Origin of the sequence: Siminovitchia fortis (assembly GCF_007681465.1) — a bacterium.
Lineage (GTDB): Bacteria > Bacillota > Bacilli > Bacillales > Bacillaceae_C > Siminovitchia > Siminovitchia fortis.
Genome location: NZ_VEKZ01000001.1, coordinates 52,130 through 72,412 on the forward strand (window position 1 = coordinate 52,130; position 20,283 = coordinate 72,412).

Below are 20,283 nucleotides of genomic sequence, written 5' to 3' on the forward strand. Positions count from 1 at the left end.
CCATATAATAAATATGCGAATATATGTTCTGTTTTAAAGGTGGGAGATAACTGAATGAAGAATAAAGTGATTTTCCTTGCAGACATCCAATCGTTCTACGCATCAGTTGAAAAGGTCCGTGACCACTCATTAAAGGATAAACCTGTAATCGTCGCAGGAGATCCGGAACGCAGAAGCGGAATTGTTCTAGCTGCATGTCCATTAGCCAAAAAGTTCGGCATCACGACTGCCGAGACTTTAGGGTCCGCAAAGCTAAAGTGTCCTCATGTAGAAGTGGTCCGCCCTCACATGCAGCTGTACATCGATGTATCTCTTCAAATTAGCCGAATCATGGAAGAATTTACTGATTTAGTCGAACCATATTCAATAGACGAGCAGTTTATGGATGTCACAGGCAGCCAAAGAATATTTGGCCATCAATTTGAGATGGCTAAAAAACTGCAAATAAAAATACTGAATGATATAGGCGTCTACTCAAGAATCGGCATCGGTCCTAATAAAGTGCTGGCCAAAATGGCATGCGATCATTTTGCCAAAAAAAATAAGGTTGGCATTTTTCGATTAGATAAAGATAATATCGATCAACTATGGAAATTGCCAATTGAAAAGACACTTGGTGTAGGTGAAAAAATGGGGAGACATTTGCGAGGAATGGGAATTTCTACAATTGGAGAACTGGCTAAATTTCCAGTTGAATTGCTGAAGAAAAGATGGGGCATTAATGGAGAGGTTTTATGGCAGACAGCCAATGGGATCGACTATTCGCCCGTCACTGTCAAGACCCATAACCAACAAAAAGCAGTTGGCCATCATATGACTTTGCCCAGAGACTACACGAAAATAGAGGACATAAAAATAGTACTCCTTGAATTGTGTACCGAGGTCGCTCGAAGATGTCGAAAAAAAGGATATATGGGTGTAACTGTATCATGCAGCGTCAGGGGTGCAGACTTTAATTGTCCTACCGGATTTAATCGGCAAGTGACGCTGCCGGTTCCAACCAATTACGACCTGGACATTTTTCATGCGGCATACAAATTATTTATAAAATACTGGGATTGCCAACCCATCCGAAGCTTAGGAGTGTCTTTGTCTCATCTTCAGCCATCCCATCAGTATCAGATCGATTTATTTGACAACTACCTTTATCGGGAGCAGTTGAATACAGCGCTAGATAGCATCTGGGATAAATATGGACGTACTGCCATATATAGAGCTTCATCCATCACAAATGCCGGGCAAGCTCATGAGAGAGCGCACAAAATTGGAGGTCATTATAAATGAGGGCCAATAAGCTCACTCCTGGTTACAATTTACGTTGGGAATCAAGTAGAATGATGCTGCCTGAACATAGGGAGCAGTTACTGGAGGAAAGGCGTAAACAGCAAGAATTTACGCCTGCCATACTAGACAACGATCAGCTTCAAGAAATCAATCGTGTAATCATTAAATCAATTGAAACAAGGCAGGCTGTTACGATTACTTATGCAAAAAAACATGGGCCGGCAAACTTTTTTGGGTGGATTCAAAAAGTAGATATACATGAAGGTTGGTTAAAAATGGTTCATAATGAAGAGACTCTCACTATTCCCTTTAAAAGAATTATAAATGCCGAAATTAATTAGTGGTGGCCTTACCTATCACAAGAAAAAAAGAAATAGACCTCCCTTGAGACCTGAACAATTTTAGGGATTGTCTATTTCGTTGAACAATCTGCGACTGGGTTTCGCAATTTAAAAGATTAACGGGCACCCATAGCTCCACCAAATTACTTTTTAAAAAATGCTTTTTTCCCAAGGCGTTCAACAAGCTTCGGAAACAAAGTGTACAGGATGCTGCCCGCGTTCATCCAGCCGGGTAAATTGATCTCCCTGCGGTTCGTCAGCATCGCATCCACAACTTTTTCAGCCACCTTTTCAGTGGACAGTATATGCCGGCCCAGGTTTTTGACATAGTTTCCGCTCGGATCCGCAAGATCAAAAAAATTCGTAGCCATAGGACCCGGATTAACGGCCGTCACAAAAACGCCGTCACCGGCCAGTTCCATACGCAAGCTGTTTGTGTAGCCCAATACCGCATGCTTCGTCGCTGAATACACGCTCGATTTTGGGGTGGCCAGCTTTCCCGCCTGCGAGGAAATGTTGATGATATGCCCGGATTTTCTTTTCCTCATGGAAGGGATCACTTCTTTTGTGCAGACAATCAGCCCGACGACATTAACTGCAAACATCCCCTCGACATCCGACGGTGTCACGTCTTTCGCCTCGGCAAATATTCCGTAACCGGCATTATTAACCAGAATGTCGATGTGGCCGGTTTTTTCAAAAATGGCCCGAAAAACAGCCGGAATGTCCTCGTGCCTGGAGATGTCAAGCTTCAAGGCCAAGGAGCTTACGCCGTATTTTTCACGGATGCTTTCAGCCATCTCTTCCAGCTTTTTCACATTGCGGGAAAGCAGTACAAGATTTGCACCGCTTGCTGCACACCGGTAAGCCGTCTGTTCACCCAATCCCCCCGAAGCTCCGGTAATAACAACCGTTTTCCCTTTTAAACGCTCATTTTTTCTCATTTTCTATTCTCCGTCACGCTGAAAAATAAGCCGTACCATTATCGCTTATCCGCTTCGTAATTGCTTCGTTTGACAAAAGATAATCAAGCTGGGCTGTCGTCTCAGACAATGTCAGTCCGAGCTGTTTTTCATAGACAGCAGGAAAAAGGATTTTCGTCAATTCAAATGTTGTGAACGGCCTTTCCTTCAGCAGCTCCAGCACTTGCATGGCGCGGTCATGCTGCCTTGAAAGGCGGCGTTCGATCAATTCGTGCGCCTTTTTCACCTCAGGCCCATGGCCCGTAAAGACTTCGCGGATCTCCAAATCCAGCATTTTACGAAGTGACCTGTTATATTGAAGCTGCGGCTTTGGGCGGTCCTTCAAAGGGTCAAGAGATGGTTCAAGCAGCGGGTTGGAAGAAATGGACGCAAGGATGTGGTCCCCCGCAATCAGCGTCCCGTCTTCTTCACGGTAAAAAGCCAAATGGCTTTGCGCATGCCCCGGTGTTTCGAATACCGTCCAATTCTCAAATCCCGGAATGACGTCCCTCTCTTCAATTTCATAAGTCAGCGCACGCTTTGCCGAATACCGGAGAGGTGCTTTCAAAGCTGCAAGCATCTTCTCAGAGTCCCCCTCCATGCCAAATTCAGTGAAAAGGCGGCTGTAGAACTGATCATATGATCTTATAAACTCTTTGTCTTTTTCAATCCATGGGCGGACATACGGATGGCCGTATACAGGAATATCTTCCGGCAGCCATTCGAGCAGCCCTGCATGATCCGGATGGTGGTGCGTCAATACGACCTGTTCAATATCTCTGGGCTTAAAGCCTGTTTCCTTGAATTGCTTCTTAAATGCTTCCCATGCCTCTTCGGTTTTGACCCCTGCATCAATCAAGGTCAGAGAATCTCCTTTGACAAGATAAACATTGACGTCTCCCACGTCAAACGGTGTTGGCAAAACCAGCTTAAAAATTTTCTCGTCCATACTTATCCCTCAACTTCATTATTTTAAAAAAGAATTCATAACATAAACATGTATAGTTTATCGATTTTTGCGTATAATGTCATTATATTTGGATAGAAACAGGGAATTGTTCATCTATATCCCTTGACAATTTTGTATTCTGTCAGCATAATCTTATATAAACTTGACTTAAAACAGCGATGATCGGGATCAGTAGATAAGCAAATGATGAAAGAGATTGGAGTCCAGCGGCTGGAAGGCTCCATCATCCACTATCTTATCGAACCTGCCCAAGTGAGCTGTCAGCCAAAACTGACCGTCCCCCTGCGTTACAGGGTTTGAGATGACTGCTTTTCGTTGGCAGTTAATAAAGGTGGTACCGCGAAAGTCAACCCTTTCGTCCTTTGATGGATGAAGGGTTTTTTGTTTTTATACACGCTGAACAAGGCGCTTGCGCTTTTTTAAATGGAGGGAGAACATATGAAGATTTCATTCATCGGGGCCGGATCCATGGCAGAGGCAATCATTGCCGGTTTAATTGAAAAAAATATTTGCCGGGGGGAAGACATCCTTGTCACCAACCGTGAGGACCGGAAGAAATTAGAACAGCTTAAGCGCCGTTACGGAATCCGGCCGACATATGACATGGAAGGACTGTTCAAAGGCGCCGACATTGTCATTTTTGCAGTGAAGCCGAAAGATGCGGACTCCGTCCTTCAGAAGATCCAGCCATACATCCGGATGGATACATTTTTCATATCCGTCATGGCTGGCATATCCATTGCATTTATGGAAGAAAAATTAAAAGTGCCATGCGCTGTGGCAAGGGCCATGCCGAATACATCCGCAAGTGTCGGAAAATCAGCGACGGCTGTTTCGTTCAATCAACGTGTTTCCGATCATCAAAAGAAACTTGCTGCTACAGTGTTTTCATCTATTGGAATGACTGCTGTTGTCGAAGAGAACAAGCTCGATGCCATAACAGCCCTTTCCGGGAGCGGCCCTGCATATATCTACTATGTAGTGGAAGCGATGGAGCAATCCGCCCAGGAAATCGGCCTTGATTCCAATATGGCAAAGCAGCTTATTCTCCAAACATTGGCAGGAGCTGCAGAAATGTTGAGCTCCTCGGACTGCGCTGCCTCCGAGCTGCGCAAAGCTGTAACAAGTCCGGGCGGAACAACGGAAGCCGGAATCGAAGTGCTCCAAAGGAACAAGGTCGAAGAAGCCTTTATTCAATGCATCAAGGCAGCAGCGGAGCAATCAAAGCGCCTGGGCCAAATCCATGAATCGAAACATCCGGTCTGAGCCTGCCATTGGGTTTCTTTTGCCCCATCTTGGTATAATAATGAATGACCAGATGACGAAAGGGGCTTTTACTGAATGGCTGTGAAACTGTTTGAACCATATGAAATAAACAATGTAACATTGAAAAATCGCATTGTCATGTCTCCTATGTGCATGTACTCCTGCCATAATGAAGACGGCATGGCCAATGATTGGCATTATACCCACTATACAAGCCGCGCTGTCGGGCAGGTCGGCCTGATTATCGTGGAGGCGACTGCGGTCACTCCCCAAGGAAGGATCAGCCCGCAGGATTTGGGGATTTGGAGCGATGAGCATGTAGAAGGATTGACGAAGCTTGCCGGAATGATCAAAGCACATGGTGCGAAGGCAGGCATCCAAATCGCCCATGCGGGGAGGAAAGCCGAGCTTGAAGGCGAAATTTTGGCTCCTTCCGCAATCCCATTTAATGAAAAAATGAAGACGCCGAAAGAAATGAGCGTCCATGATATAAAGGAAACTGTCAAAGCGTTTGGAAAAGCGGCGGAACGGGCTAAACAAGCCGGTTTTGATATTATTGAAATTCACGGGGCTCATGGCTATCTGATCAACGAGTTCCTCTCGCCGATCACCAACCATCGGTCGGACGAATACGGCGGAACCATGGAAAACCGCTACCGCTTTTTAAAAGAAGTGATCGGAGAGGTAAAAGCAGTATGGGACGGGCCGCTCTTTGTCCGGGTTTCAGCCAATGACTATCTTGAGGAAGGCTTGGATCCTTCCCATTATGTAATGATGGCTAAGTGGATGAAAGAAGACGGGGTTCATTTGATCGATGTCAGCTCAGGAGCTGTCGCTCCGGCGAAAATCTCAACATACCCTGGCTACCAGGTGCCATTTTCCGAAAAAATCAAGCGGGAAGCAGAAATCCCCACAGGATCTGTCGGCCTGATCACAACAGGGATTCAAGCAGAAGAAATATTGCAAAATAACCGCGCCGACCTTATCTTCCTCGCACGCGCCCTTTTAAGGGATCCATACTGGCCAAGGACCGCAGCTGAAAAGCTTGGCTATGAAATCGAACCTCCGGTGCAATATCAACGGGGCTGGTAATAAGAAAAGCGGAAAAATCCGGATCAAACTTAAATCGGTTATTGGCATCGGTCCCCAGTGACCGCGATGGCGGGAAAACCTCGTACGCGGGCATTGGACTCGGCCTCCAGTGACCGCATGGGCGTAAATACCCATACGCGGGCATTGGACTCGTCCTCCAGTGACCGCATGGGCGTAAAAACCCTATACGCGGGCATTGGACTTGTCCTCCAGTGACCGCATGGGCGTAAAAATCCCATACACGGGCATTGGACTCGTCCTCCAGTGACCGCGATGGCGGGTAAACCCCATACACGGGCATTGGACACGGCCTCCAGTGGCCGCATGGGCGTAAAAACCTCATGCGCGGGCATTGGATGATTTCTTTCTCGTTATTTTATAATATAGAACAGCCATACCTTCAAATAGAGGGTATGGCTATATTTGCAAAATCCGAAACTACTTTTGTTTCAGGGAAGATTGACTGCGCTTCTTTCTCCAACTGTTTCCAGTCTTCCTTTGTATATCTCGAGCTGATATGAGTCAGGCAAAGCATCCGCACATTCGCCTCCCGGGCAATTTCTGCCGCCTGAAGCGTAGTAGAGTGGAAGTATTCCCTTGCCATTTCTTCATTTTCCCCCGAAAAAGTGGATTCATGAACTAACAGATCGGCATCCCGCGCAAGTTCAACAGCGTTTTTACATGGGCGCGTATCGCCGAGTATGGCGAGGATACGGCCTTTTTGGGGCGGTCCGACAAAGTCGCTTCCATTGATGGTTCTTCCATCATCAAATGTGACAGTTTCTCCGTCCTTCAGCCGCTTATAAATGGGGCCGGGCGGTATACCTGCTTCCATGAGCTTCTTTGCATCCAGCGCCCCCTGCTTGTCCTTTTCGGTAATGCGAAATCCAAAGCTCGGAACAGCATGATCCAAAAGCAAAGCTTCGATTTTAAACTGAGAATCTTCGAAAATCGTGCCGTCATCGAACTCTATGATAGAGAGTGGATATTTCAAGTGCGTTCCGCTCACTTTAAGCGAAACCTCCAGAAATTGCCGAATTCCCTTCGGTCCGTAAACAATCAGCTCTGAAGTCCCGCCCTGAAAGGAACGGCTGCCCAATAATCCCGGTAAACCGAAAATGTGGTCCCCGTGGAGATGGGTAATGAATATTTTTTCGATTTTCCTTGGTTTTAATGATGTATGCAGGATTTGGTGCTGCGTTGCCTCGCCGCAGTCGAACAACCAAACCGCATTTCTTTCTTCCAAAAGCATTAAGGCCAGTGCAGATACATTCCGCAATTTTCCGGGAACTCCTGCGCCTGTGCCGAGAAACAGAAGATTCATCAGCTCACCTGCCTTCTATCTTTCAAATTTACATATTATTAATGGGTGACATAACGCACGGCGGCATTCACCCGGACCATTTCAACGGAATATATTATCGCGGAGGTGTTGCTCTTGAAACGCGCCAATATTGAAGACTATTTGGAAAAAGGAATGTACGGCCCGAAGCAGACAAAACTTGAAGAACGGAAGAAATTTCTCGGTACGATCAGGGAAAGGATAGTAGTCGCCCTCACAAAAAGCCAAGTGATGGAACCGGGCATCTATCCCGAGGTTGAAAAACTGATGAACGAACATCCGAAAACCACCCTCTTGCTAAATGGCGAACTGGGCTATTCCTTCTTGTCCGATTATATACAAAAGGCACGCCAAAAGAAAATCCCTTTTTCCATTGTAAGGGATAAAGACCACTCAACAGATATCGGGCTTGTTCTTACTTATCAGCATGCCATTGATAATAAAGACATTTATATCAAAAAGAAAACATCCAAATTATCCGGGTTGCAAAAGAAAACAAAAAACAAAAAAGCTCCCTTTTCGCTCGTTAAAAATATGTTTAAAAGAAAATGATCAGGATTCCTTTTTATTTTCAGGATGGGAGCCTTCGGAACCTGTACGCAGAATAGAAGGGCCGTATTTCTTTTTCATCCGATTGATGGCATCATATAGCGGCTCTTTTTTTGCCTCTTTTTCATAAGAGAACAAGTTCAGCTGTTCAAAAGCATGATCCGCTTTTAACAGGTCTTGTCCTGTAATCCCCAAAAGCCGAACCGGATGGCCATTCCAGTTTTTAATAAACAGCGCCTTAGCAGCTTTGAAAATATCATGGGGCTCAACAATCGGGTTATCAAGCATCCTGCTTCTGGTAATGGTTTCGCGGTTTTTATATTTAATCATGACAGAAACGTTTTTTGTCACATATTGTTTTCTCTTCAGCCTGGCTGTCACATTGGCCGAAAGCTTTTCCAAAACAGAAAGAAGCTCGGATTGATTGGAAATATCCCTCGGCAATGTAATCGAACTGCCGATGCTTTTATTCACGGCTGCCGCTTCAGGATCGACTTTCCGGGGGTCTATCCCGTTTGCCCGTTCTTTCAGCCGGAGTCCGCGGATGCCGATGGCGGATTGAAGCTGCCAGTCATTTGCCCGGGCCAGGTCCTTAATCGTTTTTACTCCGATAGCCCCCAGTTTTTCTGCTGTTTTTTCCCCAATCCCGTGCATTTCAATAACCGGCAATGGCCAGAGAACGGACGGTATGTCCCTTTTTCTCAGGATAGTGGTTCCCAGCGGCTTTTTCATGTCGGAAGCCATTTTAGCGAGAAACTTATTGGGAGCAATTCCAATACTGCATGGCAGGTCAAGGGTGTTCAATAAATCCTTCTGGATCATTTCGGCTATCTGAACCGGGCTCCCAAGCTCCTGGCAATCCGTAATGTCAACGTATCCCTCATCAATGGATACAGGTTCGACAAGATCGCTGTACTTTCGCAAAAGGTCAAAAATGGCTCTTGAAACAAGCCGATAGCGCTCGTGGTCCGGTTGTTTGACGATGAGCTTCGGGCAAAGCTTTTTCGCCTCCCAAACCTGCATCGTCGTTTTAACCCCGTATTTCCGTGCTTCGTAACTGCATGTGACAACAATCCCTTTTCTTTGTTTGGCATCGCCGGCAATGGCCAAAGGCTTTCCTTTCAAAGAAGGATCATCCGCAATTTCTACCGAAGCAAAAAAGCTGTTCATATCTACATGAAGAATTACCCGCCCGCTTTTCGGATAAAATTTCTTCATCTCTCCATCAATCCTTAATCGGCTGCCGCTTCTTCAATCACCGCAACAACCATTTCAGTCAGTTTATTCAATTCCGCGATTGGCATCCGTTCATTCGTTGTGTGGATTTCCTCATATCCGACACCCAAATTAACCGTCGGAATGCCGAATCCCGCAATGATGTTGGCATCGCTTCCGCCGCCGCTTGCCAATAAACGCGGCTTTCTCCCAACTTTTTGGGCAGCTCTTTTGGCAATTTCAACAACATGGTCTCCGTCTGAAAATTTGAAGCCGGGGTACATGACTTGTATTTCAACTTCTGCGCTTCCGCCCATCTCCTTGGCCGTCGTCTCAAAAGCCGCCTTCATTTTTTCAGTCTGCGCAATCATTTTTTCCTCTACAAGAGAACGAGCTTCCGCCAGTAAATCTACCCGGTCGGCAACGATATTCGTTGCTTTGCCGCCTTCAAATCTTCCTATATTGGCTGTCGTTTCCTCGTCGATTCTGCCAAGCGGCATTTTTGCAATCGCCTTTGCAGCAATGGTGATGGCCGATACCCCTTTTTCCGGAGCGACACCTGCATGTGCGGTTTTCCCATGGATAACCGCTTTTACTTTCGCTTGGGTCGGAGCTGCCACAACGATATCCCCGACAGGTCCGTCACTGTCCAAAGCAAAACCGTATTCGGCTTTGACAAGCTTGGAATCAAGGGCTTTGGCGCCGACCAATCCGGATTCTTCTCCCACAGTGATGATGAATTGGATATCCCCATGCGGAATGTCTTCTTCTTTCAAAGTCCTCACGGCTTCCAGCATGACTGCAAGCCCTGCCTTATCATCCGCTCCCAGAATTGTCGTCCCGTCCGTCACGACATATCCGTCTCTGATGGATGGATTCACTCCGTTGCCCGGAACGACCGTATCCATATGAGAGGTAAAATAGATCGGCGCTGCATCGTCTTTTGTTCCTTTAAGGGTACAGATTAGATTGCCGGCCCCATGCCCCGTCTGCTCCTTCGTATCATCCTCGTACACTTCTACTCCAAGGTCCTCGAATTTTTTCTTGAGCAGCTTGGATATAGCCGCTTCATTCTTTGTTTCCGAGTCTGTCTTCACCAATTCGAGAAATTCATCGAGCAACCGCTTTTCGTTGATCATGCTTTTACTCCTCCTGGTCTATAATGGGATATTTCCGTGCTTTTTCCGTGGCCTTTCTTCCTGTTTATTATGCAACATTTCCAAAGCCTGAATCAATTTCAGTCTTGTTTCACGGGGGTCAATGACATCATCCACCATTCCCCGGGCAGCCGCTACATACGGGTTTGCAAATTTTTCCCGATACACCGCGATCTTTTGATTTCTTGTCTCATCAGGATTTTCACTTTGGGCAATTTCACGGGCAAATATGATATTAGCCGCTCCCTGCGGCCCCATGACCGCTATCTCTGCATTTGGCCAGGCAAAGACCAAGTCGGCACCGATCGATTTGCTGTTCAGCGCCACGTAGGCTCCTCCGTAAGCTTTTCTCAAAATGACCGTAATTTTCGGCACCGTCGCTTCGGAGTAGGCATAGAGGATTTTGGCCCCATGCCTGATGATTCCTCCATGCTCCTGTTTCACACCGGGAAAAAATCCGGTGACATCCTCAAACGTAATAATTGGAATATTAAAGGAGTCGCAAAAGCGGATAAACCTTGCCGCTTTATCCGACGAGTCAATATCAAGGCCGCCGGCAAGAAACTTGGGCTGGTTGCATACAAGCCCGACCGCTTCCCCGCGGATTCTGGCAAAGCCGACGACGATGTTTTTGGCAAATTCCTTCTGGACTTCAAAAAAGGAATTGTCGTCAACGACTTGGCCGATGACCTCACGGACATCATAAGGCTTTACGGCATCATATGGCACAGCATCAGCCAAATCCGGCCTTAGCTCGTCTCCGGCAATCCATTTTTCCCTTGTGGACTTCTCCTGATTATTTTGCGGAAGGTAAGTCAGCAGCTTTCTCACCATTAAAAGGACCTCTTCTTCACTATCCGCCCGGAAATGCGCGTTTCCACTGATTGTGTTATGTACTTTCGATCCGCCGAGGTTTTCAGATGAAATTTTTTCACCTGTAACAGTCTCTATCACTTTCGGCCCAGTGATAAACATTTGACTTGTCTTATCGACCATGAAAACAAAGTCGGTAATCGCGGGAGAATATACGGCCCCGCCGGCACATGGTCCCATTATGACAGAAATTTGCGGGATGACCCCCGAATAAATCGCATTGCGGTAAAAGACATGGCCGTACCCGTCAAGTGAAACGACACCTTCCTGGATCCTCGCACCCCCGGAATCGTTCAACCCGATAAAAGGGGCCCCATTTTTCGCCGCCAAATCCATCGCCTTTGCAATCTTTTCAGCATGCATTTCACCAAGCGCCCCGCCGAAAACGGTAAAATCCTGTGAAAAAAGATAAACCGGCCGGCCGTTTATTTTCCCGTAACCGGTGACCACTCCATCACCCGGATATTTCATTTCTTCCAGTCCAAAATCAGAAGATCGATGCTCTATAAAGGGGTTTAGTTCGACAAATGTGCCTTCATCCAAAAGCAGTTCGATCCTTTCTCTTGCCGTCAGCTTCCCCTTTTCATGCTGTCTCGCAATCCGTTCGTCTCCGCCGCCAAGTTCCGCCTCCCTGCGGCGATCATACAGTTCATTGATCTTATCGTATATATCCGTCAACTCACTTCTCCTCCATGTGTGTTTTTTCACATAGTTCATACAAGACGCCATGTCCGGATTTCGGATGCAGGAACGCGACGAGTGATTGGCCGGCACCTTCTTTCGGTACATCATCCACCATTCGGATGCCTTTTTCTTTCAGTTCGGATATTCGTTCTTCGATGGATTGAACGCCTATTGCGATATGATGGATTCCCTCTCCGCGTTTTTCAATGAATTTTGAAATCGGGCCTTTTTCGTCAAGCGATTCCAAAAGTTCTATTTTCACATTATTTGCATCAATAAAAGCAACGCGCACCTGTTGGGTTTTTACTTCCTCAATGGCCGTACAGCGAAAACCGAGCGTCTCTGTGTAAAACACCATTGCTTCGTCAATCGACTTGACCGCTATACCGATATGATCCACTTTTTCCATGCGCTTGTCCTCCGTTCCGATGTTTCCTCCTCTGGCAGCAGAGTCATGATACATGCTTGTCTCTTTAAAATATTCAATATAAAATAGAATGTAAAGTGAAGAGACAAGGAGTGAAAAAGTTGTCTAACAAAAAAGTCCAACGACTGATCATATACTTAATGCTGTTTGCCATGATAGCCACCACAGTGATGGCCGGATTGTCATTCATGTTATGAGAAATATTAGACATCCATATTTTCCATATTGGAAAAAGGCCCTGCTGTTGGCAAGGCCTTTTATCGTACTCCGGCTTCACTGGCCAATTGTTCAAAAGACTTATCGGAATGGGTTATCAGGATTTTCGTTCCGGCTTCCACCTGGGCATACAGACTTTCAAGGGACATTTTCGGAAGGCGGATACACCCTTCCGAAACATAGCTTCCAATTGAATGGGGCTGATTTGTCCCATGCAAGCCGTAGATCCTCCCGTCCGTCCCTTCTGCATCGAAGCCGATCCATCGCGACCCGAGCGGGTTTCGCTGGTCGCCCCCCGGAATATTCTTTTTCCGGTAATATGGGTTTACCGCTTTTACCTTTACCGTAAATATTCCTTCAGGGGTCAGATCGTTCGTTTTCCCCGTCGCCACTTTGGTCCGCAATCGGATTTCCCCTTGGTCGACCCAAGCAAGTTCATTCGTTTTCTTATTTACAATGATTAATGGATCTCCCGGCAAAACTTCGGCATCGAACGGCCAAAATGGAGAACCGGCCAGTATAAATAAAATCAAAAAAACACGCACGTTCTTCACCCTTTTTCACTAGTTTGCTCTTAGGGTGAAAACTGATTCATTTTGAAATTAGAAAAGCGCAAGCGCCTTGCCCATCGACGTACAGACTGGAGTGCCTCCGACGAGATAAAGGAAACACGGCGAGGAACGAGCCGATGTTGACTTATCGTAGGAGGAGGTGCGAAGTCTGCTAGTCGATAGGCGCTGGAGCTAGACAACAAAAGGCTTTGTTCAATATTTTAAAGCTAAAAAACCTTATACTTTCTTACTCTGAAATTAAACTTCCTCGCAATACTGATCAAAATATTGCTGAAGCTTGTTTACAACAGACATCGGGTCGTGCCCCTCAATTTCATGGCGTTCTACCATTGTACAGATTTTTCCATCTTTCAACAAAGCAAAAGAAGGAGAAGATGGCGGATAATCAGTGAAATAGCTTCTCGCTTTCGCCGTCGCTTCCCTGTCCTGGCCGGCAAACACCGTTACAAGATGGTCAGGGCGCTTATCATAGTGAATCGCATGCGCCGCTGCAGGACGGGCCACCCCTCCGGCACAGCCGCATACGGAATTGATCATGACGAGGGTTGTCCCTTTTCTTGACAGGGCTTCCTCCACTTCTTCCGGCGTTTGGAGCTGTTCATAGCCGGCCTGTTCCATATCTTCACGGGCCTGGCGCACGATATCATTGACATATAAATTAAAATCCATGCTCATCTATTACATTCCCCTTTCAAAAACATTCATAGTTTTACTACTGCTATCATAACAATTTGCCGGCTGTTTTATCAAATATCAGAATTTCATCAAAAGTTTTGGTTTAACTGCAAAAAGTTCGGGTATGATAAAAATACATCTAGTCCATACCCCTAAACTCCCTAGATGTTTCATTGGACAGCCAAAGGGCTGTCCCTTTTTAAATGCTCTTTCATTAGTTATAAAAAGCATCAAACAAAAGGCCGCTTGCTTTAGTGACAGTCATTTCCCCACCCATTACCTTCTTTTCAATCTCGGGCACAAGTGTTTTGACTTTGTCATTTCCGAAAAAGGAGCTTTCCAGCTGTTCTTTGATTTGGGCATAAAGCCATTCCTTCGCCTGTATTTTACGATTTTCGAAAAACAGGCCCGACTCTTTAGTCAACTTCATATACCTTAAGACCATTTCCCAAACTTCGTCGATCCCTTCTTGATATAAAGCGGAACAGGTGAGAGCCGGGGTTGTCCACCCTTTTGTCGCCGGCTGCAGAAAATGCAGGATTTGTTTATACTCCCTCTGTGTTTTTTTGGCCAGCTCCAGGTTTCTGCCGTCAGCCTTATTTACAATGATTGCATCCGCAAGCTCCATGATCCCTTTTTTCATCCCTTGCAATTCATCGCCTGCCCCTGTTAAGACAAGCAGCATGAAAAAGTCTACCATGCCCCTGACCATCACTTCACTCTGGCCGACGCCGACCGTTTCGATCAATAAAACATCGTAGCCCGCAGCTTCACAAGCAATGATTGTCTCTCGGGTTTTCCGGTGTACACCGCCTAGTATCCCTCCGGAGGGAGAAGGCCTGATAAAAGCATTCGGGTGATTTGCCAGCCGCTCCATCCGTGTTTTATCCCCCAATATGCTGCCCCCATGCAAAGTTGAGCTTGGATCCACCGCAAGGACCGCCACGCGGTGGCCCTTATTGCATAACAAAAGGCCAAAAGCTTCAATGAACGTACTTTTTCCGGCCCCCGGAACCCCTGTTATGCCGATCCGGATTGAATCGCCCGCCAATGGAAGCAGGCGCTCCAGCATTTCGTCCGCCGGTTTTTTATGGCGGCCGGCATTGCTTTCAATCAAAGTAATAGCCTTTGAAAGCATGGTGCGGTCCCTCGAGAGCAATCCTTCGATTATGTCATCGACACTTTTTTCGATCGGCTTTCGCCTGATGAATTTCTTCCGAATATCTTCATTCATCAAGCTCGCCCGCTTCCTCATAACCAAGCCTGGCATATATTTCTTCGATCACCTTTTGGGCAGCGACAGGAATGACCGTTCCCGGGCCGAAAATTGCGGAGGCGCCGTTCTTTTTAAGGAAATCATAGTCCTGCGGAGGGATGACACCGCCAATGACCACAATGATATCTTCCCTGCCGATTTTTCTCAGTTCTTCCATCAGCTTCGGCAGCAAAGTCCGATGGCCGGCAGCCAGGGAGCTGACTCCAATGACGTGGACATCATTTTCAGCGGCCTGCCTCGCCGTTTCTTCGGGAGTTTGAAACAAAGGACCGATATCCACGTCAAAGCCGAGATCAGCAAAAGCGGTCGCAATGACTTTCGCTCCGCGGTCATGTCCGTCCTGGCCCATTTTGGCAATTAAAATTCTTGGCCTCCGCCCTTCGTTTTCCATGAATTCATCAGTCATTTCCTTTATCAGGGCAATTTCCTCCTCGTTGGAAAAATGGGAGCCGTATACACCGCTGATTGACCTGATTACCGCCTTGTGCCTGCCGCAAGCTTTTTCAATGGCGGAAGAAATTTCGCCCAGCGTCGCCCTTTCCCTTGCAGCGTCAACAGCAAGCTCCAAAAGGTTCTCCGAGCTGCCCGCTGCTCCTTCAGAAAGCTTTTTCAAAGCTTCCTGGACCCTCTCTTCGGAACGCTGCTCCTTGAGCTGCCTGATCCGCTCAAGCTGCTTCTTTCTTACAACCGTATTGTCTATATTTAATATATCAATCTCTTCTTCATGCTCCAGACGGTAGCGGTTTACTCCAATGATTGTTTCTTTTTTGGAATCAATTAATGCCTGCCGTCTTGCGGCAGCTTCTTCAATCCTCATTTTGGGAAGCCCGGTTTCAATCGCTTTCGTCATGCCTCCAAGCTCTTCAATTTCATCGATGTGGGCCCAGGCCTTTTTCATCAGCTCATCGGTCAATGTTTCGACGTAATACGATCCGCCCCATGGATCAATGACATTCGTCAAGCCGGTTTCTTCCTGCAAAAAAAGCTGTGTATTCCGGGCAATCCGTGCCGAAAAATCCGTCGGAAGGGCAATCGCTTCATCAAGAGCGTTCGTATGAAGGGATTGGGTATGTCCCATAGCCGCGGCATGCGCCTCAATTAACGTCCGTATCACATTATTATAAGGATCCTGTTCCGTCAAACTCCATCCGGACGTTTGACTATGCGTACGAAGCGCCAATGACTTGGGATTTTTCGGCTCAAAAGGGCTCATGAGCTTTGCCCACATCGTTCTTGCCGCCCGCAGCTTTGCCACTTCCATGAAATAATTCATCCCAATTCCCCAGAAAAACGAAAGGCGCGGGGCGAACGAATCTATGCCAAGGCCTGCCTTCAAGCCTGTTCTCACATATTCCAACCCATCTGCAAGAGTGTAGGCCAGCTCTATATCCGCCGGAGCCCCCGCCTCCTGCATATGATATCCTGAAATAGAGATGCTGTTGAACTTCGGCATATATTTGGACGTATATTCAAAAATATCTCCGATGATCCTCATCGACATTTCCGGAGGATAGATATACGTGTTCCTTACCATATATTCTTTTAAAATATCATTTTGGATCGTACCCGATAGCTGCTCCTTTTGTACCCCCTGCTCTTCAGCAGTCACGATGTAAAATGCCAGCACCGGAATGACAGCACCGTTCATCGTCATTGAGACCGACATCTGGTCAAGCGGGATTCCATCAAATAATATTTTCATGTCCAGGATGGAATCGATGGCCACCCCTGCTTTTCCGACATCTCCTTCTACCCGCGGGTGGTCTGAATCATAGCCCCGGTGCGTAGCCAGATCAAATGCAACAGACAGCCCTTTTTGTCCCATCGCCAAATTGCGGCGGTAAAAGGCATTGCTTTCCTCGGCGGTTGAAAACCCTGCATATTGCCGGATTGTCCATGGACGGTTTACGTACATCGTCGGATACGGTCCGCGTGTATACGGAGGAATCCCCGGCATTGTATCTGCATACTCTACTTGCTCGAGATCCTTTTTCGTATATAAAGCTTTTATACTGATTTGCTCATTTGTTTCAAAGCTGCTGTTTTTAAAAGCCTTCTGAATTTTGGGAGACCCCGCAAATTTGGGTTCAATCGATTGGAAGTCAGGCTTTTTATCCATTTATATCCGCCTCCCATCGGTTAAACATTCCATTCAACTTTTCAAAAATATTTTGACCGGAATAAAAGGTGCCGTCCATTTGAAGTGACGCTAATTCTTCTTCGGTAAAACTGCCGGCAATATCCAGGCGGACATTTGGCAAATTTTCTTTTACCCAGCGTCCGATTTCTGCGGCAAATTCCGGATAAAGGGAAGGGGGCCCGCACAAACAAAAATCTTTTTCCGGAGATTCTCCAATGTACCGCTTGATGCCGGTCAAGTCCCGGAAGCCCTCACTCCAGACAGCTTGGATTCCTGCTGTAGCCAAAACACCCGAAACAAAGTCCGCATGCGGTTTATATGACTTCAATTCCCCAAGACAGATCAGGCCTACAGATGGAGCTTCTCCTTTTAGCGCCAGCTTGTGCGACCTTTGCCGCAGGCTTTCGAACTTCTCCGCAAGCCTTACTCCCGGCAGCGGCTCGGCTTTCATCCTCCCTTTTCTTGCCGCGCAAGATGAGCTGTCTTCCGCCGGAAAACGGACCTGCTCGCCGGCCATGGCATAGACATTCACGCCGACAGCCCGGCACTTTCTCGTTTCCATATCTATCAATCTACCGGCGCTCGTTCTTTTAATATTCCCTTGAAGCCACCCTGTCAGCAAGACTTCAATCATTCCGCCTTTCTTGTCAATTTCCTGGAAAAACCTCCATCCCTGATGGACTAAACTTGATGTTAATGTCTCGATAAAATAAGAGCCTCCAGCCGGGTCGACAACCTGGCCCAAAAACGACTCCTCTTTCAAAAGAAGTTGAGTATTTCTGGCGATTCTCATTGAAAAATCGGTGGACCGCCCTGACAATTCATCAAATGGCCCTACATGAAGGTAATCGGCTCCTCCCAAAATTCCGGCAAATGCTTCGTTTCCCGCACGGAGTATGTTCACATAGGGATCCAGTACAGATTTTGTAAGATTGGCTGTTTCTGCACTAATAGGAACCGGCTGTTCACCTGCCGGTATTCCGTATGCATCGGCAATCGTCTTCCAAAGTACCCGGAAAGCCCTGAGTTTTGACAGTTCCATAAAAAAATCACTGCCGATGGCAAATCGAAAAATCAGTTTGGATGCCGTTTTTGCCGGAGTCCATCCCGCTTTTTTCATTTGTTCAATATAAAACACTGCCAATGCCAAAGAAACACCGAGTTCCTGAATCACTTGGGCTCCGGCTTCCTTGTATGGCTTTGTATCAATCATGATCGTACGAAGCTGAGGCAGCTGCCGATCAAGTTGCTTGATCTGTGAAACCCAATCTTTCATTTGCCCGCTGTCGGTGTCAGGGATGAAACCTTCGGAAAGGTCCATTGATACGATATCCGCTGCAACTGCCCCCGCAACGTTAATATTTGAAGCAAGCAGCTTTTTGGCGATGAGGCCAAAACGGCTGCCGGAAAAAATGAGCAGCGGTATTCGATCCAATGCAATGATATCGTTCAATTCTTTGAAGCATACGTCATCGGGCTTCTTAAGCTGCAAAGGGTCAAAAGCAATTGTCTCCTGTCCGCGTTGGAGGGAACTTTCGAGTTGAAGCTTTAATTTATCCCAATCATTCTCTTTCAGCGTTTGGGCTATGCGCCAGCAGCGTTTTTCCTCCGGATCATAAAAGCCCCGCAAAAAGCTGCCCTCTCCAGGGTATTGGTCTAACCGTCCATAATCGATTTGATGTTGCGTATAAAGGGGAGATAATTGAATACCTTCATACGTATCAGTGTAAAGGCCTTTCAGGGAAGCATTCTTCAATGATGATTGCGCAGCCTTTTCCCAATCGCTGATTGAGGCTTTTTTGAAGGCTGTTTTTTTTGCCTGGTCAGTGAACATGCGCTTACACCCTTCCTCTCCATTAATGCAAACGATTCCAAAAATATTTAGTGTTCCATTACCATTTTATTATAGTAATGGAACCCGGACAACTTAATAAAACGCCCGTACTCGCGAATAGAGTACGGGTATGTTTTCTAATAGACGGAAGTATTTTCTTTTGAAATATTCTCCAGTATTTCTTTTATCCTTTTTAAGAAGTTGCCGCACACGAGACCATCGAGGACCCGGTGGTCCATTGACAGACAGAGGTTTACCATATCACGGGCGGCGATCCCCCCGTTTTTCAATATCACCGGCCGTTTCACGATTGATTCAATCTGTAAAATGGCAGCCTGAGGATGATTAATGATTCCCATGGACTGCACCGAACCGAAAGAACCGGTATTATTGACAGTAAAAGTTCCACCCTGTATATCATCGGTTCTCAACCTGCCGTTCCTTGCCTTATTTGCCAGCCCGGCAATTTCCTTGGCGATCCCTTTAATGGATTGCTCATCCGCGTTTTTGATAACAGGAACATACAATACATCTTCACTTGCCACTGCAATAGATAGATTGATATCTTTCTTCTGAATGATTTTGTCTCCGGCCCACACGGAATTGATCATCGGATATTCCCTTAAAGCCTGTGCCACCGCTTTGACAAAGAAAGCGAAATAAGTCAGATTAAAGCCTTCTTTCAGCTTGAACTCATCTTTAATAGAGTTACGGAATTGGACAAGCCCTGTTACATCAACCTCCACCATCATCCAGGCATGCGGAATTTCCTGTTTGCTCCGGACCATGTTGGCGGCAATCGTTCTCCGGATGTTTGTGATCGGAATTTCTGTATCCCCCGGAAGGACAGGAATTTGTACAGGCTGAAAAGCGATACCGTGACTGGCAGAAACAACCTTCTGCTTTGGCTGGCCGCTTGGTTCATCCTTAGCAGGGATCTTTCCTGCATTGATCAATTTCTGCAAATCTTTCCGTGTAATGCGCCCTCCCAGACCGGTTCCATCAACCTGCCCCAGATCGATGTCATATTCCTGGGCCATCCGTACCACAGCGGGTGAATAACGGGCTTTATTCCGATTTTTCATTTTATCATCTTGGTCTGTACGCGCATCAAAAGCAATCTCTCCCTCGTCCTTAACCGAAGGCTCTTCCCCTGAATCCGTCTCTTGTGTATCGATCGTGCATATGATTTCCCCAACTGCGAGTGTTTCGTCTTCCTGGGCAATGATCTCCTTGATTGTGCCAGAAAAAGAAGAAGGTATTTCAGCATTCACTTTATCAGTCAAGACTTCAGCAAGGGGGTCATACTTTTTGACCTCATCCCCGGGCCCAACAAGCCATTTGCTGATTGTTCCTTCAGTCACACTCTCTCCGAGCTGGGGCATTGTTATATTTTTCACAGCCAAAT

At 46.7% G+C, this 20,283-nt stretch carries 19 protein-coding genes; 6 read left to right on the forward strand and 13 right to left on the reverse strand.

The annotated features are described in order from the left end of the window. Window positions 1–54 precede the first annotated feature (54 nt). Window positions 55–1,284: a DNA polymerase IV gene (locus tag FS666_RS00315; RefSeq protein ID WP_144460273.1), complete on the forward strand. Its 1,230-nt coding sequence runs from the start codon at window positions 55–57 to the stop codon at window positions 1,282–1,284. Continuing rightward, window positions 1,281–1,625 (forward strand): YolD-like family protein, encoded by a 345-nt coding sequence (locus FS666_RS00320; protein ID WP_144460271.1) that lies wholly within the window; start codon window positions 1,281–1,283, stop codon window positions 1,623–1,625. Before FS666_RS00315 ends, FS666_RS00320 begins: the two co-directional genes overlap by 4 nt. 143 nt (window positions 1,626–1,768) lie before the next feature. Here FS666_RS00320 and FS666_RS00325 read toward each other — a convergent pair whose 3' ends face one another. After that, on the reverse strand, window positions 1,769–2,569 hold the full coding sequence (locus FS666_RS00325) for an SDR family NAD(P)-dependent oxidoreductase (protein ID WP_144460269.1): 801 nt from the start codon (window positions 2,567–2,569) through the stop codon (window positions 1,769–1,771). A 13-nt stretch (window positions 2,570–2,582) separates the two neighbouring features. Beyond that, the gene (locus tag FS666_RS00330; RefSeq protein ID WP_144460268.1) at window positions 2,583–3,536 is read right to left on the reverse strand and encodes an MBL fold metallo-hydrolase; all 954 of its coding nucleotides are present in this window, start codon (window positions 3,534–3,536) and stop codon (window positions 2,583–2,585) included. A gap of 459 nt (window positions 3,537–3,995) precedes the next feature. On the opposite strand from FS666_RS00330, the gene proC reads away from it, so the two are divergent. Together proC and namA are read left to right on the forward strand one after the other, a co-directional pair. Next, window positions 3,996–4,823 carry a pyrroline-5-carboxylate reductase gene (proC, locus tag FS666_RS00335; protein ID WP_144460267.1) on the forward strand — a complete coding sequence of 276 codons (828 nt, stop codon included), beginning with the start codon at window positions 3,996–3,998 and terminating at the stop codon, window positions 4,821–4,823. A gap of 75 nt (window positions 4,824–4,898) precedes the next feature. Further along, complete coding sequence (gene namA, locus FS666_RS00340; protein WP_144460265.1) at window positions 4,899–5,915, forward strand: NADPH dehydrogenase NamA; 1,017 nt, start codon at window positions 4,899–4,901, stop codon at window positions 5,913–5,915. Window positions 5,916–6,315: 400 nt separating this feature from the next. Here namA and rnz read toward each other — a convergent pair whose 3' ends face one another. After that, entirely contained in the window at window positions 6,316–7,239 is a 924-nt protein-coding gene (rnz, locus tag FS666_RS00345) for a ribonuclease Z (RefSeq protein WP_144460263.1), read from the reverse strand. A gap of 105 nt (window positions 7,240–7,344) precedes the next feature. On the opposite strand from rnz, the gene FS666_RS00350 reads away from it, so the two are divergent. After that, a complete protein-coding gene (locus FS666_RS00350) occupies window positions 7,345–7,809 on the forward strand; it encodes a YueI family protein (protein ID WP_244943807.1) in 465 nt (154 codons plus the stop codon). Here the strand turns inward: FS666_RS00350 and FS666_RS00355 are convergent, their stop codons facing one another. From FS666_RS00355 to mce, 4 genes are read right to left on the reverse strand one after another with little or no spacing between them, the layout of a single operon-like run. Beyond that, window positions 7,810–9,024 carry a DNA polymerase IV gene (locus FS666_RS00355; protein ID WP_144460260.1) on the reverse strand — a complete coding sequence of 405 codons (1,215 nt, stop codon included), beginning with the start codon at window positions 9,022–9,024 and terminating at the stop codon, window positions 7,810–7,812. It lies immediately after the preceding gene. Between the two features lie 14 nt (window positions 9,025–9,038). Continuing rightward, window positions 9,039–10,160 carry a M20/M25/M40 family metallo-hydrolase gene (locus tag FS666_RS00360; protein ID WP_144460259.1) on the reverse strand — a complete coding sequence of 374 codons (1,122 nt, stop codon included), beginning with the start codon at window positions 10,158–10,160 and terminating at the stop codon, window positions 9,039–9,041. Window positions 10,161–10,178: 18 nt separating this feature from the next. Next, window positions 10,179–11,729: an acyl-CoA carboxylase subunit beta gene (locus FS666_RS00365; RefSeq protein ID WP_186306428.1), complete on the reverse strand. Its 1,551-nt coding sequence runs from the start codon at window positions 11,727–11,729 to the stop codon at window positions 10,179–10,181. Between the two features lies 1 nt (window position 11,730). Next, complete coding sequence (mce, locus tag FS666_RS00370) at window positions 11,731–12,144, reverse strand: methylmalonyl-CoA epimerase (protein WP_120068310.1); 414 nt, start codon at window positions 12,142–12,144, stop codon at window positions 11,731–11,733. A 110-nt stretch (window positions 12,145–12,254) separates the two neighbouring features. Here mce and prli42 point away from each other — a divergent pair, with 110 nt between their 5' ends. Beyond that, window positions 12,255–12,359, forward strand: coding sequence for a stressosome-associated protein Prli42 (prli42, locus tag FS666_RS19610; RefSeq protein ID WP_306463590.1), 105 nt, complete (start codon window positions 12,255–12,257; stop codon window positions 12,357–12,359). Window positions 12,360–12,419: 60 nt separating this feature from the next. On the opposite strand, the gene FS666_RS00375 is transcribed toward prli42, so the two are convergent. The 6 genes from FS666_RS00375 to FS666_RS00400 form a co-directional block, all read right to left on the reverse strand. Next, the gene (locus tag FS666_RS00375) at window positions 12,420–12,923 is read right to left on the reverse strand and encodes a L,D-transpeptidase (protein ID WP_144460254.1); all 504 of its coding nucleotides are present in this window, start codon (window positions 12,921–12,923) and stop codon (window positions 12,420–12,422) included. 264 nt (window positions 12,924–13,187) lie between these two features. Next, window positions 13,188–13,625 carry a BrxA/BrxB family bacilliredoxin gene (locus FS666_RS00380; RefSeq protein WP_120068317.1) on the reverse strand — a complete coding sequence of 146 codons (438 nt, stop codon included), beginning with the start codon at window positions 13,623–13,625 and terminating at the stop codon, window positions 13,188–13,190. A gap of 214 nt (window positions 13,626–13,839) precedes the next feature. Continuing rightward, the gene (gene meaB, locus FS666_RS00385) at window positions 13,840–14,859 is read right to left on the reverse strand and encodes a methylmalonyl Co-A mutase-associated GTPase MeaB (protein ID WP_244943808.1); all 1,020 of its coding nucleotides are present in this window, start codon (window positions 14,857–14,859) and stop codon (window positions 13,840–13,842) included. Next, window positions 14,852–17,020: a methylmalonyl-CoA mutase gene (gene scpA, locus FS666_RS00390; RefSeq protein WP_144460250.1), complete on the reverse strand. Its 2,169-nt coding sequence runs from the start codon at window positions 17,018–17,020 to the stop codon at window positions 14,852–14,854. Before scpA ends, meaB begins: the two co-directional genes overlap by 8 nt. Then, window positions 17,013–18,875, reverse strand: a complete 1,863-nt coding sequence (locus tag FS666_RS00395; protein ID WP_120068327.1) for a methylmalonyl-CoA mutase family protein — start codon at window positions 18,873–18,875, stop codon at window positions 17,013–17,015. Before FS666_RS00395 ends, scpA begins: the two co-directional genes overlap by 8 nt. Before the next feature lie 137 nt (window positions 18,876–19,012). Then, complete coding sequence (locus FS666_RS00400; RefSeq protein ID WP_120068330.1) at window positions 19,013–20,281, reverse strand: dihydrolipoamide acetyltransferase family protein; 1,269 nt, start codon at window positions 20,279–20,281, stop codon at window positions 19,013–19,015. Window positions 20,282–20,283 lie beyond the last annotated feature (2 nt).

Coding starts and splice junctions, on each gene's coding strand:
- FS666_RS00315 (WP_144460273.1), top strand. CDS start 55: ATGAAGAATAAAGTGATTTTCCTTGCAGACATCCAATCGTTCTACGCA.
- FS666_RS00320 (WP_144460271.1), top strand. CDS start 1,281: ATGAGGGCCAATAAGCTCACTCCTGGTTACAATTTACGTTGGGAATCA.
- FS666_RS00325 (WP_144460269.1), bottom strand. CDS start 2,569: ATGAGAAAAAATGAGCGTTTAAAAGGGAAAACGGTTGTTATTACCGGA.
- FS666_RS00330 (WP_144460268.1), bottom strand. CDS start 3,536: ATGGACGAGAAAATTTTTAAGCTGGTTTTGCCAACACCGTTTGACGTG.
- proC (WP_144460267.1), top strand. CDS start 3,996: ATGAAGATTTCATTCATCGGGGCCGGATCCATGGCAGAGGCAATCATT.
- namA (WP_144460265.1), top strand. CDS start 4,899: ATGGCTGTGAAACTGTTTGAACCATATGAAATAAACAATGTAACATTG.
- rnz (WP_144460263.1), bottom strand. CDS start 7,239: ATGAATCTTCTGTTTCTCGGCACAGGCGCAGGAGTTCCCGGAAAATTG.
- FS666_RS00355 (WP_144460260.1), bottom strand. CDS start 9,024: ATGAAGAAATTTTATCCGAAAAGCGGGCGGGTAATTCTTCATGTAGAT.
- FS666_RS00360 (WP_144460259.1), bottom strand. CDS start 10,160: ATGATCAACGAAAAGCGGTTGCTCGATGAATTTCTCGAATTGGTGAAG.
- mce (WP_120068310.1), bottom strand. CDS start 12,144: ATGGAAAAAGTGGATCATATCGGTATAGCGGTCAAGTCGATTGACGAA.
- FS666_RS00380 (WP_120068317.1), bottom strand. CDS start 13,625: ATGAGCATGGATTTTAATTTATATGTCAATGATATCGTGCGCCAGGCC.
- meaB (WP_244943808.1), bottom strand. CDS start 14,859: ATGAATGAAGATATTCGGAAGAAATTCATCAGGCGAAAGCCGATCGAA.
- scpA (WP_144460250.1), bottom strand. CDS start 17,020: ATGGATAAAAAGCCTGACTTCCAATCGATTGAACCCAAATTTGCGGGG.
- FS666_RS00395 (WP_120068327.1), bottom strand. CDS start 18,875: ATGTTCACTGACCAGGCAAAAAAAACAGCCTTCAAAAAAGCCTCAATC.